Here is a 14,204-nt window from a genome sequence, read left to right on the forward strand (position 1 = left end):
TTGTTTAATAAACTGTTTCTGTTTATTTTCCAGTGTTTATTGTTTTTTAGAAATTTGTTTTTAGTTTTTAGTTGTTATGGTTCACAACCCATCTTACGATGGGTTATTTGGTCCTTAACTTTAAAAGAATCTTTAAAGTTATGGTGGACCTGGGTGGACTCGAACCACCGACCTCACGCTTATCAGGCGTGCGCTCTAACCTGCTGAGCTACAGGTCCATATAGATGTCTCTGTTATATATTAAAAAATTTAACAGACCAACTTGGTAGGTTCCTATTTGATCCTCGTGCTCCAAACTTCAGTGCCGTCGAACTCAACATCTCCGTCTGGGGAGTTGTATAGATATTTGTTAGCTTCTATATACAAGTAACTATCCTCTATATACATGTTTCCATTAAGTCTATCTACTCTATATTTAACCTTAACCCAAGACCTGAAATAAATATAGCCGGGGTGTTTCAACGTGAAAATATTAGCCCAGTTTTGATAAGCTAAATTCGCAATGTTCATTTATCGCAAATATATTCGTTGGAAATAATATACTAATTATTAACAGATATACAAACACGTTTTTACTTAAAAGATTTCTATTCATTGTACAAACTCCTCACTTGGTTGTTTAAATACTCCGTTATAAAAATTCGTGTTAAGTAATCATGCCTCATACTTTTTTAAAAAAAATATAAATATAAAATTGTGCGCAATATATTTTCTTCTATTTCTCCTAAATCAGCGGCTTCTACTTTATCCAAATAATAAAAAACTTTTTCAGTATATACTCTTTCTACTAAGGTATAAGATATAAATATAAATATCACCGGACTCAGCTCTAGCAACATTTGAAATCTGCTTTTTTTATCAAGGCTTTTTTGCCAATTATAGCAATCAAAATCAAACTTGCAAATCTTTGAAAACCATCGCAAAAAAACCAATAGTTTAGGAAATCTTACGTACAATCCTTCCACATTAAAATTTGTAACGTAGTACAAGTATTGCAATATGATAAATAAATTTACCATAGTTACATAATTATTGATTTTTTTATTCATGTTTTGAATTATCAAAGTTAGTCCGTTAAAAAAACATAATTAATAGTGTAAGAATAATGTGATTTTCCTTCCCAGATAGAATCCGTAGATCCTATCTGGTTTCGGTTTTCTCCTTAGAAAGGAGGTGATCCAGCCGCACCTTCCGATACGGCTACCTTGTTACGACTTCACCCCAGTCACTTATCCTACCTTCGACTGCTGCTCCCTTGCGGTTAGCTCACAGGCTTCGGGTATTACAAGCTCCCATGGTGTGACGGGCGGTGTGTACAAGACCCGGGAACGCATTCACCGCAGCATTCTGATCTGCGATTACTAGCAACTCCGACTTCATGTTCTCGGGTTGCAGAGAACAATCCGAACTGAGACTGTCTTTTTGAGGTTTGCTTCACCTTGCGATTTCGCTTCTCTTTGTTACAGCCATTGTAGCACGTGTGTAGCCCAGGGCATATAGGGCATGATGATTTGACGTCATCCCCACCTTCCTCCGATTTATCATCGGCAGTCCCTTTAGAGTCCCCATCTTACTGCTGGTAACTAAAGGTAGGGGTTGCGCTCGTTGCGGGACTTAACCCAACATCTCACGACACGAGCTGACGACAACCATGCACCACCTGTTTTAAGGCTTCCGAAGAAGAGGTATTATCTCTAATACTGTCCTCAATATGTCAAGCCCTGGTAAGGTTCTTCGCGTTGCTTCGAATTAAACCACATGCTCCGCTGCTTGTGCGGGTCCCCGTCAATTCCTTTGAGTTTCATGCTTGCGCACGTACTCCCCAGGCGGAGTGCTTATTGTGTTAACTGCGGCACCGATTTCTACCGACACCTAGCACTCATCGTTTACAGCGTGGACTACCAGGGTATCTAATCCTGTTTGCTCCCCACGCTTTCGTTCCTCAGCGTCAGAATGTGCCCAGCAAGTCGCCTTCGCCACCGGTATTCTTTTTAATATCTACGCATTTCACCGCTACACTAAAAATTCCACTTGCCTCTACACTTCTCAAGCTATACAGTTTCAGATGCTTACGGAGGTTGAGCCTCCGCCTTTTACATCTGACTTGCATTGCCGCCTGCGAACCCTTTACGCCCAGTGATTCCGGACAACGCTAGCCCCCTACGTATTACCGCGGCTGCTGGCACGTAGTTAGCCGGGGCTTTTTCTTATGGTACCGTCATTATCTTCCCATATAAAAGAACTTTACGACCCGAAGGCCTTCTTCGTTCACGCGGCGTCGCTGCATCAGGGTTTCCCCCATTGTGCAATATTCCCCACTGCTGCCTCCCGTAGGAGTTTGGACCGTCTCTCAGTTCCAATGTGGCCGTTCACCCTCTCAGGCCGGCTACCCATCGTTGCCTTGGTGGGCCGTTACCCTCACCAACTAGCTAATGGGACGCGAGTCCATCTTTTACCACCGGAGTTTTAACTTCCTTTATCATGCGATATGAAAGTTTCATCAGGTTTTAATCCCAGTTTCCCGAGGCTATCCCTGTGTAAAAGGCAGGTTACTCACGTGTTACTCACCCGTCCGCCGCTAATCCAATTCGTCTTCTGCCCGAAGGCTTCTGTCAAATCTTCATCGCTCGACTTGCATGTGTTAAGCGCGCCGCCAGCGTTCGTCCTGAGCCAGGATCAAACTCTCAATTATAATTTGTCTAACTCAAAAATCATTTCTGATTACGAATTCTGGTTTCTTTGTTATCTCTCGATAACTGCTTTTGTGATTCTATTCTTACACTATTTAATTATCATTTTTCTTCGCTACTTTTTAGTAGCTTGTTTATTATATATCCTCTGGTTTTTTTTGTCAAGAAAAATTTTCATTTTTTTTACTTTTTTTTGACTTTTCTCATCGGATGCTTGCTGTCTTTCGCGACAGCTTTTATAGTATAACTTTTTATTTCTTAACTGTCAAGCCTTTTTTTTAAATTTCTTATAATTTTTTCAATTTCTTCAAGATTGTCTATTTTATGGGCTTTTTCATAGTATTCCAATGCTTTCTTTTCATTATTTTTTAAATAATAAATACTTGCCAAGTTATAATAAATAAAAAAAGAGTCTTTGATTTTTTCCTCTGCACTTTTTAATATCTTTTCTGCTTTATCAAGTTTATTCTCATTAACTAAAATCATGGCAAGCTGACTTGCATTATCGTCTGTAATTTCTTCATTAAAGGATTTTTGTAAATATTCTTCTGCTTCTTGGCTTTCCCCTAAGAGATAGTAGGATCTTCCCATAAGGAAATAGAATTCTTCTCGGTCAAAATAGTCCATACTAACATTTTTTAAATAGTTAATGGCCTTATAAGCTTCTCCGTAAGCAAGGTAGGTTTTAGCACTCTCTATATTTACATAGTCTTCTATTTTCAAAAGTTCTTCTCTTACTTCATCTTTTAATTTATTGTCACCTGACTTTTCTAAAAATTTTTCATAATAGAGCTTTGCTTTTATATAGTTTTCCTCTCCTTCATAAATATAAGCAAGATGAAGGTATGGGGGTGCAAAATTTTCGTATTTTAGGGTCATTTCCTCGTAAGAATTTAGAATATTTTGAGCCTCCCATTCAAAGTCTCTAGAATCTAGTTCTTCTTTTAAGGAGTCCAAAAGATTCGAAAGACTTTCCTTTTCTATTAATTCTATTCTTTTATTTGCAGAGAATAACTTGTTATATGATGAAGTATAAATTAGTGAATCTATTGGACTCTCTTTAAAATTTTCTACTATTTTTGAAATATAATATTTGGCTGGCTCGTCTAAAAGACCCTTTAGTATTTTTTTATAATCTTCTGTATTTTCCAGTTTGCTATCTATTCCTAGAATATAGGCCATAGAATCTAAGAATTTATCTATATTTATGCCTTCATCAAAACCACCTTCTCTAATCCCCTCTTTTATATATGAAAATTTAAGGGGATAATCTATCCCCTTTTCAAATTTTAGACCCTTTTTAAGTTCTATATCTTTTTTAAACTTTAAAAAGCCAATGTCATTTAATTTTTCAAGTTTATTTTTTTCTATGATTTCTTTAAAAGTCATTAAATTCTCCCATAAATTGTCTTTTTCTTCTGGTTGAGTTATTTAAAATTTTAAATAGATTACCCCTGAATACTGCATATATTCCTGTCAAAACCATAGCAATAATTGTAAATAGAGTTCCCTTATTTAAGATGAAAATAAGATTAAAATTCCCAAGGATTATATCTACAAGACTAGATGACAAAATGAACTCTAAAGGTCCAAAGGAGTCAAATGTTAATAATCTGATTAAAATTAAATATAGAAGGAATGGTAGAATCCAAAGACTCATATTTTCTTTCATAAAATTAAAGGAATGAATAAAGGCTCCTTGATACTGCTCTCCTCCAATATATATACTTTCAGCTATAGGATTAAATAAAATCAACATAACTATAGAAATAATTAAAATAAAAATAAAATTATTCAATAATAGAGTTTTTAGCCAAGATACTAAAATAAAAATGAAGTAGACTGAATATATTGAAGAAAAATAGGCCGTAAAAGTCCCTTCAAAATTTTTAAAGGAAATTCTATTATAAAATATAAGGTCGCTTAACATAGAGTAATAGCTGGAAAGTATAAGGCTAATCATAAGAGGCATTACAAATCCCGATAATACTCCAAGCAGAGGTGCTATATAATTTGTGAAGGCCAAAATGGCAACTTGGTACAAAACTCCATAAAAAATTGGCATTAGAATAAAAATTGGATTTCTTTTTAAATTTTTTAGGCTTTCATTAAAGGCTTGTTTATAGACCAAAAGTAAGTCTTTAAAAAAATTCATTAGTCCTCCTCTACATTTTTTCAGGTGCTTTTATACCAAGTAAGTATAGAGCCTGAGCTATAACATTTTTTACGCTATAACATAGGACAAGCCTAGAGTTTTTCAAAATTTCATCATCAACTAAAATTGTTGTTTGATTGTAATATTTATTAAAATTCTTTGCTAATTCCACTACATATCTTGTTATAAAATAGGGTTCATATTTTTCGTGAGCATCTATCACTACATTTGTAAAGTTATAAAGACTCCTAATAATATTTATTTCGGCTTCTGAATTTAATAGGCTTGAATCAAATTCATTATTAAGATCGAACTGTCCTTTTTTTAATAGGGATGATATTCTAGCATGTACATATTGTACATATGGGCCAGTTTCTCCTTCAAAAGAAAGCGTCTTGTCCCAATCAAAAACATAGTCTTTAATTCTTCCATTAAATAATTCTTGAAATTTAATGGCACCTATTCCCACAACTTGTGACAGTTCATCTTTATTTTCAATTTTTATACCTTGCTCATTTTCTCTTTCATTTAAAATTTCACGAACCTTGTCTGTAGCTTTATTTAACACATCTTCTAAATATAAAACTTTCCCTCTTCTTGTCGAAAGAGTTCCGTCTTCTAAAGAAACCATTCCAAAAGCCACATGAACTATTTCATCATACCAATCAAAACCAGCTTTCTTAAGGGCTGCCTTTAACTGCTTAAAGTGAAGGCTTTGTTGACTTCCAACTACATATATATTTTTATAGGGTCTGTAGGTTTCATGTCTATATTTTGCTGCGGCTAAGTCTCTTGTTAAATATATTGTTGTTCCATCACTTTTAACTACAATGGCTGGTGGAAGATCATAATCTTCCAGATTTATTATTTCTGCTCCTTCTGATTCTTCTAAAACCTTTATAGCTCTGAAGTTTTCAATTAAGGCTGGCATTTTATCTGAATAGAATGATTCTCCGTTATAGGAATCGAATTCAATGTCAAGCATATCATATACTCTATTAAATTCTTTTAAAGAAACATCTTTAAACCATTTCCAAATTTCTACAGCTTCTTCATTTCCATTTTCAAGTTCTTTAAACCAATATCGACATTCATCTTTTACTTCTTTGCTATTTTCCGCTTCTTCATTGACCTTTACATATAATTTTAGTAGTTCATCAATGGGATTGTTTTCAATTTTTTCTTTACTACCCCATTTTTTGTAGGCATAAATTAGCATGCCAAATTGAGTCCCATAATCTCCAAGATGATTTATGGCTATTACATTATATCCAAGAAATTTATAAATTCTCTTTAAGGAATCTCCAATTACTGTTGAGCGTATATGACCTATATGAAATGGTTTTGCAATATTTGTTGAAGAATATTCAACTATTGCGTTTTTCCCTTCCCCATAATTAACCTTGCCAAATTCATCTTTTTTAGATACTGACTCTTTTAAAACTTCTTCTGCTAATATATTTTTATTTATAAAAAAGTTTAAATAAGCATTCTTATTTTCTATCTTTTCAAAATATTTGGACTTTAACTTCCCCGCAAGTTCTTCTGCTATTAGGGCAGGGCTTTTTCTATAAACTTTAGCAAGCGAAAAAACTGGGAAGGCAAAATCTCCCAAATCATAGTTTGGTGGAATCTCAATTTTTTTATCAATGTCATCTCTGTCCAAATTCTCTATGTTTCCTTGCAAAATATTAATAATTTCTTCTCTAAAATTAATCATATTAACTCCTTATTTTAAATGTACGTTAGTAACTCCGTCTCCGCCTTCATTATAGTTTGCGTCTTCAAAAGACTTAACATTTTTTTGTTTTCTTAAGTATTCTCTAAGTTTTTTTCTTAAAACTCCCGTTCCCTTGCCATGGATAAGCCTAACAGTTTTTAAACCTGCCAAAAAGGCATCATCTAAATATTTGTCAACTATATCCTTAGAGTCTTCAAAATTTTTGCCCCTTAAATCAATTTCAGGTCTAATGTTTTTTGCCTTATTTTTAATTATATTTGAAGTCCTTTGTCTTTGGTCTCCATCTTCCTCTAAAACTTTTGTTAAGAAATCTTTAGGGACTTTCATTTTCATAACCCCAGACTGGATATAAACATTTCCATTGGCATCAGGAAGTTCTAAAACCGTTGCAATATTTCCAAAACTCGTTCTTACTTTATCTCCTTTTTTAATTTCTTTTATAGGATTTGCTGCTTTCTCGAGTTTCACTTGTCCCCTGCCATCAAGAGCATTTATACTTTCTCTTAAAATGTCACTTGACTCTTGGAGTCTTCTTGCGTTTTCGCTGGTCATCTGATCTCTTATGTCATTTATTTCAGATAGGACAAGTTCGCTATTTTCTTTAGCCCTTAAGACAATTTTTCTTGCCTCTTCTCTAGCATCAGCAAGAATTTTTTCCTTTGATGCCTCAATTTTTTGAATTTCTCTTTTTAAAGACCTATTTTTTTCTTCTAGGTCTTCCTTTTCTCTTTGGGCTAAAAATCTATCTTCCCGTGTTTTTGTTCTATCTTCATCAATTGAAGCTAAAACTTTTTCAAATTCTATGTTTTCATCGGAAATCAATTTTCCAGCATCTTCTATTATAGCAGAAGAAAGGCCAAGTCTTCTTGAAATTTCAAAGGCATTTGACTTGCCTGGCAGGCCTATTAATAATTTATAACTCGGGCTTAATGTATTTACATCAAATTCCATAGAGGCATTTTGGACTCCATCTGTTGTAAGAGCATAAATTTTAAGCTGATTATAGTGAGTTGTGGACATACACCTTATTTTTCTTTGTAGCATATAATCCATAATTGCCCTTGCTAGAGCCGCCCCTTCTGTTGGATCAGTGCCAGCACCAAGTTCATCAAATAAAACTAAAGATTCCTCATCAACATTTTTAATAATTTCAACAATATTTGTCATGTGAGATGAAAAAGTCGAAAGGCTTTGCTCAATTGACTGCTCATCACCAATATCAGCAAAAAGCTTATTAAAAATAGATAGTTCTGATGATTCGTTGGCGGGAATAAAAAGTCCATACTGAACCATAAGCTGCAAAAGTCCAACTGTCTTTAAAGTAACAGTTTTCCCGCCCGTATTTGGCCCTGTAATTATTATGGACATAAAATCTCTTCCAATATTTATGTCTATGGGCACAGCTTTTTTCCTATCCAAAAGCGGATGATAAGCATTTTTTAAATCTATTACTTTTTTATTATTGATTTTAGGGCAATAGCAAAAATTTTCTAGGGCAAATTTCGCCTTGGAAAAAACAAAGTCTAAATAAATTAAAAGCTCCTCGTTACCGCCTATATTTTCAGAAACATCGGCAACTTCTTCTGAAAGTTTCCTTAATATTTTTTCAATTTCTTCTCTTTCAGCAACTTTTAGGGATTTAATTTCATTATTTGCATTGACTATTTCCATTGGTTCAATATAAAGAGTTTGCCCAGAAGATGAAATATCATGGACAAGGCCCTTTACCCTTCCCTTATTTGCATTTTTAACAGGGATAACATAGCGGCCCTCCCTTAAAGTTACAAGGCTATCCTGCAAATAATCCTTATTAGTCGCAAGAATTTTTTCAAGTCTATCCTTTAAAGATGACTCAAGCTTTTTTATGGACCTCCTAATTGAAAGAAGCTCTCTTGATGCGTCATCAGCAACTTCTTCCTCCGAGATTATCTTTTCATTAATAGAATCTTCAAGAGCTCTATTGGTGTAAAGATTATCAATAAAAGAACTAATAAGTCCTAAATTTTCTTCAGTCAAAAGTTTGTCATCTTTCTTTAAATAATTCTTTAAAAATCTCCCAACTCTTAAAAAATCACTTATATTTAAAAGATTTTTAATGGATAAGACTCCACCAAGGCTTGCTCTTTTTAAAAGATTTTTTACAGGGATAATTGCAAAAAGAGGTGGGTCCCCATTTCTTGTAATTAAATTTACAGCTTGTCTTGTTTCTTCAAGCCTATTTATAACTTCTTCAAAATTTGTTGAAATTTCCACCTTATCAATATATTCTTTTGTTACTTGCGCCGAAGCATAGTCTTTTAAATTTTCAAGGATTTTATCTAATTCTAAAGTTTTTGAAACTTTGGAAAAATTCATAGGAGCCCCCTTGTAATATGCCCTTTGGTTAGGGACTTATATCTATCTTTAATAATTCCTTTTGTCTTTTCCCATTCTCTTTCATTATAAGCTAAGGAATATAAATTAAAAACCCTATCCAAAAAAGAATCTGAAATAATTATAGGGTCTATTTTTAAATCTTTTAACTGATCAAGTTCCCTATCTAAAAAAATGGGATATGAATTTAAAATTTCACTTAAATGTCCTGTTCTTATAAGCTCAAAGTACACATTTTTTTCATCCTTTAAATAATAATTTTTAAAGGAGCAGTCTTGGCAGTGAAAATTATCCTTGCAGTTTTTAATTAAAGAATAGGGGCAATGTTCCATGGTCATAACCGGAACTCTACCATAGGAAATTACATTTAATTTGATTTTAGAAGACTTTGCAATTTTTCTAATCTGTCTTAAATTAAGTTCTGGCGATAAAGTGATTGATGAAAAACCATGACTTTCCAAAAAACTTACTGCTGAAGAATTAAATATATTAAGTCCAATATCAGCGTGCATTTTAAGACCTAGGCCCCGAAAAATTTCAATTTGCGAAAGATTATTTATAAAAAGCCCATCTATCTTATAATTTTTTAAATCTTCATAAATATTTTTTAGCTCATAGGAATCATATATTTTCTCAAATTTTATAGAAATTTCACGAGCATTTGTATTTGTTAGGTCTAAATTTTTTAGGTCCCTATAATTAATAATTAAATGATAGTTTCCTTTAAGTTCCTTTAAATATTTTAAATGGTCAGTCTTTGACAATTCAATTAAAATTCCTTGCTCTTCCCTAATTTCAAGTTCTACAATCTTAACCTTTGAAGGTTTTTTTCTTCTATTTATAGCTACTAGCTTTTCTTCTAAATCGCTTGTAAGTTTTCTTCTCATCTTATTTAAAGAAGAAGTTCTTAAAAAAATTCCCTTATCAAGCTTAGCATCAAAATTATTAATTTTAAAAACTGTGTCCCCTAATTTATTTATAGATTCGAAAACCTTATCTCTATCAAGAGCAGCTTTTTGGGCATCTTCTACAAATTCATCAGAATATACTTCTGCAAAAAAGCCAGAAGATTCACCTCTCACAAAGGCTCTTTCTCCCCTTTTTAGGCTTATAAAAATATTTAAGTCAAGAGAAAATTCATTATCCTTAATTTCATTTGAAATTTTTTCTTCAAGGTCAATAGAAAGTGTCCTATTTATAATAGAAGGAAAAAGAATTTTTTCTCTTGAATAAAATAAATGCACCTTATTTTTTTCGTAGAATTTTTCGGATTTTAAACCAAAACTTTTTCCTTCACCCTTAAATTCCAGTCCATCGCCAATTTTTATGTCTTGGAAAAATTTTATCCTGTAATTTTTGCCAAGTCTCCCTAAAACTTCGCCAATTTCAATCCCTCTATTGTCAGGTCTATTTTCAGACACGAAAGATTTACCAAAATCACCATAAAAAAGCCCTTTAGTAAAATCCCTATTAAAAATTTGTTTTACATCTTCCTTATCTTCACTAGTTAATTTGTCATCTAAGGATTTTTTATAGGCCTTTACAATTTCATAAACATATTCTGGCCTTTTCATTCTACCTTCAATTTTTAGAGAATAGGCACCGTGACTAATCATATCCTTAATCTCATCTAAGGTGTTTAAATCTCTTGGGGACAAATAATATTTTTTGCCCCCTAAAATTTTTCCTTCTTTTGAAATTATTTCATAAGATTTACGGCAGGCTTGAGCACATTCGCCTCTATTTCCTGATTTCGCACCTATCATTGAAGACATCAGACATTCTCCTGAATATGAAACGCAAAGGGCCCCATGTATAAAAGTTTCTATTTCTAAATTTGTTCCTTTTTTTATAAGGTCAAGCTCATAAAGAGGAGTTTCTCTTGCAAGGACAACTCTTGAAAAGCCAAAACTTTCTAAAAATTTTGCCCCATAAAAATTATTTATTGCCATTTGCGTAGAAGCATGAATTTCAAAATCAGGGAAATAATCCTTAATATTTTTTGCAAGGCCAAGATCCTGAACAATTAGGGCATCAACTTTTAAATCATAGAGTCCCTCTATAAAATCAATAGCCTCATCCATTTCTCCATTATCAATTAAAATATTTGCCGTTAAATATATTTTCACTCCCCTAAGATGGGCATATTTAACGACCTTTTCCAGTTCTTCCATAGAAAAATTCTTCGCTTTTTTTCTGGCTGAAAATTTTTCTCCTCCCAAATAAAGAGCATGGGCACCTGCTGATATTGCCGCAACAAGTGTGTCAAAGCTGCCTGCAGGTGCCAAGATTTCATAATTATTTTTCATTATATATGCTTTCTAATTCTCTGTTTAAATCTATAATCTTTTTTTGTGCCTCTTGATTTTGTCCTTGTAGAGATTCTTTAGTCTTTTTTAAGTCTTCAATTTCCTTATTTAAGGCAACTATCTTATCATTTTTTTGGAAATTTTCAGAAGTCTTTTTAGTTATATCATCATTCGCCTTTTTCAGCTTATTGCTTAGGCTAATTAAATTATCCTTCAACTGTTTGTTTTCCTTTTCCTTTTCTGAAAATCCCTTTCTCAGCTCTTTTAATTCATTTATCTTTTCAGCAACAGCTTTTTGATCGCCTGAAATACTTTGAAGGTCAGCCTTATTTTCCCTTTCCTTTTCCAATTCATCAAGAATATTTAAGGCTGTTAAAATTGTGGATTCAATTTGATTTAACCTATAATTTTTTCTTTCAATTTCATTTAATCTGGAATTTAAATTTGAGGCAAGCCTTTTAATATAGGCAGCATTTTCATCGCCTACAACATAAAAACTCATATCCTTAATTTTTACTTCCACTCTTTTATCTGTCATGAAATCCCTCCTAACTTCTTAAAAGAGCCCCCAGTTTTTCTTCAATTTCCTTAATTATTTCAGATGAAATTTCATTTATTTCATCTTGGGCCAATGTTCTGTCCTTGGACCTGAAAATTAGTGAAAAAGCTAAAGATTTTTTGCCCTTTTCTATATTTTCTCCTTCATAAATATCAAAAACCTTAAAGGATTCCAAAAGCTCATGAGCCTTTTCTCTTGCAATTTCTTCAATTTGACCAGCTTCAATATCCCTATCCATAATAAAGGCAAAATCTCTTTTTACTGATGGATAAATTGCTAGATCCTTAAATTTATAATTATTTATAGAATTTAAAACAACTAAATCAAAGTCAATTTCTGCAACATATATTTTTTTCTTTGTTCCGTAATTTTCAAGAACTTTTGGATGAACTTCACCCATTATTCCAATCCTTTCACCCTTATAAAGAATTTCCGCACTTCTGCCTGGATGGAGAAAACTTTCTTTAATTCTCTTATATGAAAATCCCGAAAGTCCAACATCCCAAAGAATTTTTTCTATACTTTCCTTGAGATAATAAAAATCTCCAAGATCATAAAAGCCCATAACAAGTTTTAATTTTTCTTCAGCTATGTCAGAGTTTGACTTAAAAAATGTATTTCCTATTTCAAAACCAGCCACATTTTCATTGCCCCTAAAAGAATTTTTTGCAAGGGCTTCTATTATAGATGGAATTAAAGTTGGCCTCATAATTGAATAGTCTTCTCCCAAAGGATTAATAATTTTTAAAACATCTCTTATAGGATTATCTTTTGAAATTTCAAGCTTATCAAATATTGAAGGGCTTACAAAGGAATAGGTCATAAATTCATTATAGCCAAGGCCGGTTAGGTAGTTTTTTATTTTTATTTCAATTTCCCTGTGTCTTGGTCTTGAACCAACAGAAAGTTTGCCGCTTAATGCCACTGGTTTAATATTATCATAGCCATAAATTCTTGCAACTTCTTCAATTAAGTCTTCAGGAATATTTAAATCACCTCTAAAACTAGGGATTTTAGCAAAAATAACATCGCCATTTACCTCGCATTTTATTTCAAGTCTTTCTAAAATATTCATAATTTCCTCAGCTGAAAAATCAATTCCTATTAATTTATTATTTTTTTCAAGACTTAAGTTTATGATTTTTTCCTCTTCCTTATTGGGATAGACATCAATGAAACCTTTGACAACTTTACCAAGTCCCAAAATTTCTGCAAGATAACAAAGCCTATTAACTGAAATTTCACAGGTATTAGTGTCAAGACCCTTTTCAAATCTTGATGATGCTTCAGATCTTAATCCTAATCTTTTTGAAGTCTTTCTAATATTATTTGCATTAAAGGCTGCCCCTTCAATTAAAACATTTTTTGTTGAAGAAGTGATTTCTGAATCAAAACCTCCCATAACTCCACCAAGGCCAATTATATTTTCCCCGTCAGTAATTAAAATATCCCCATCAGCAAGCTCTCTATCTTTTCCATCTAATGTCTTTAATATTTCGCCTTTCTTTGCTTCTCTTACAACAATTTTTTTATTTTTTAAAGAATCTAAATCAAAGGCGTGCATAGGTATTCCATATTCAAGCATGACAAAATTTGTAAGGTCAACAATATTTGAAATTGGTCTGACTCCTGCTGCCATTAAATAATTTTGCATCCATAATGGAGATTCTTTTATTTCTATATCTCTAATCACTCTTGAAAAATATCTATTACAGTTTGGACTTTCTATTTTTATTTCTTCAAGATAATCATTAATATCTCCAACTTGATTTTTTATTGTAGTGTCAGGTCTTGTGATTTTCTTGTCAAAAGAGGCCGCCGTTTCAATTGCCATCCCTATAATGGAAAGACAATCAGGTCTATTTGGTGTAATTTCAAATTCAATAATCTCTTCATTTAAGTCAAGAAGTTCAGTAACATCCACTCCAATTTCAGTTTCTTGTGGAAAAATAAAAATCCCATCCCTTGCTTCCTTTGGAATAACTGATGTTTCATAACCAAGTTCTTCTAAAGAGCATAACATTCCCTCCGATTCTACCCCTCTTAGATTGCCAGTCTTAATTTCTACTCCGCCAGCAAGTCTAGAACCATTTAGGGCAACAGGCACAATAGCTCCTTCAAAAACATTTTTCGCCCCCGTTACAATTTGCAAAACTTTATTTCCTATATCAAGGCTACAAATAACAAGTTTATCTGCATCGGGATGCTTTTCAATTTTTAAAATTTTACCGCTTACAACTTTTTCAATTCCTTCTGCCCTATTTGTTATTGATTCAACATGGCTTCCAGAATTTGAAAGTCTATCTGCAATTTCCTTTATATCTTCATCTATATCTATATAATCTTTTAACCATTTAATAGGTACTAACATGCTTCC

Annotated in this window: 7 protein-coding genes, 1 tRNA gene and 1 rRNA gene; all 9 read right to left on the reverse strand. The window is 32.8% G+C overall.

From position 1 onward, the window contains the following. Positions 1–141: 141 nt before the first annotated feature. The 9 genes from BQ4446_RS07320 to pheT all read right to left on the reverse strand — a co-directional run bounded on the left by BQ4446_RS07320 (position 142) and on the right by pheT (position 14,198). Positions 142–218 (reverse strand) — tRNA-Ile (locus BQ4446_RS07320). 948 nt (positions 219–1,166) lie between these two features. Next, positions 1,167–2,692, reverse strand: a 16S ribosomal RNA gene (locus BQ4446_RS07330). Between the two features lie 256 nt (positions 2,693–2,948). Beyond that, positions 2,949–4,079, reverse strand: a complete 1,131-nt coding sequence (locus BQ4446_RS07335; protein ID WP_071027978.1) for a tetratricopeptide repeat protein — start codon at positions 4,077–4,079, stop codon at positions 2,949–2,951. Continuing rightward, the gene (locus tag BQ4446_RS07340; RefSeq protein WP_071027980.1) at positions 4,069–4,845 is read right to left on the reverse strand and encodes a hypothetical protein; all 777 of its coding nucleotides are present in this window, start codon (positions 4,843–4,845) and stop codon (positions 4,069–4,071) included. The genes BQ4446_RS07335 and BQ4446_RS07340 overlap by 11 nt, the downstream gene beginning before the upstream one ends. Before the next feature lie 10 nt (positions 4,846–4,855). Then, entirely contained in the window at positions 4,856–6,565 is a 1,710-nt protein-coding gene (argS, locus tag BQ4446_RS07345) for an arginine--tRNA ligase (RefSeq protein WP_071027983.1), read from the reverse strand. 9 nt (positions 6,566–6,574) lie between these two features. Then, on the reverse strand, positions 6,575–8,941 hold the full coding sequence (locus BQ4446_RS07350) for an endonuclease MutS2 (protein WP_071027985.1): 2,367 nt from the start codon (positions 8,939–8,941) through the stop codon (positions 6,575–6,577). Then, the gene (locus tag BQ4446_RS07355) at positions 8,938–11,268 is read right to left on the reverse strand and encodes a U32 family peptidase (protein WP_071027986.1); all 2,331 of its coding nucleotides are present in this window, start codon (positions 11,266–11,268) and stop codon (positions 8,938–8,940) included. Before BQ4446_RS07355 ends, BQ4446_RS07350 begins: the two co-directional genes overlap by 4 nt. Then, positions 11,258–11,806 carry a cell division protein ZapA gene (locus tag BQ4446_RS07360; protein WP_071027988.1) on the reverse strand — a complete coding sequence of 183 codons (549 nt, stop codon included), beginning with the start codon at positions 11,804–11,806 and terminating at the stop codon, positions 11,258–11,260. The genes BQ4446_RS07355 and BQ4446_RS07360 overlap by 11 nt, the downstream gene beginning before the upstream one ends. A 10-nt stretch (positions 11,807–11,816) precedes the next feature. Then, positions 11,817–14,198, reverse strand: a complete 2,382-nt coding sequence (gene pheT / locus BQ4446_RS07365) for a phenylalanine--tRNA ligase subunit beta (protein ID WP_071027990.1) — start codon at positions 14,196–14,198, stop codon at positions 11,817–11,819. Positions 14,199–14,204 lie beyond the last annotated feature (6 nt).

This window comes from Peptoniphilus raoultii (genome assembly GCF_900099555.1).
Lineage (GTDB): Bacteria > Bacillota > Clostridia > Tissierellales > Peptoniphilaceae > Peptoniphilus_A > Peptoniphilus_A raoultii.

Bases quoted from the DNA above. Each gene is read 5' to 3' on its own strand.
- BQ4446_RS07355 (WP_071027986.1), bottom strand. From the start codon at position 11,268: ATGAAAAATAATTATGAAATCTTGGCACCTGCAGGCAGCTTTGACACA.
- BQ4446_RS07360 (WP_071027988.1), bottom strand. From the start codon at position 11,806: ATGACAGATAAAAGAGTGGAAGTAAAAATTAAGGATATGAGTTTTTAT.
- argS (WP_071027983.1), bottom strand. From the start codon at position 6,565: ATGATTAATTTTAGAGAAGAAATTATTAATATTTTGCAAGGAAACATA.
- BQ4446_RS07350 (WP_071027985.1), bottom strand. From the start codon at position 8,941: ATGAATTTTTCCAAAGTTTCAAAAACTTTAGAATTAGATAAAATCCTT.
- pheT (WP_071027990.1), bottom strand. From the start codon at position 14,198: ATGTTAGTACCTATTAAATGGTTAAAAGATTATATAGATATAGATGAA.
- BQ4446_RS07340 (WP_071027980.1), bottom strand. From the start codon at position 4,845: ATGAATTTTTTTAAAGACTTACTTTTGGTCTATAAACAAGCCTTTAAT.
- BQ4446_RS07335 (WP_071027978.1), bottom strand. From the start codon at position 4,079: ATGACTTTTAAAGAAATCATAGAAAAAAATAAACTTGAAAAATTAAAT.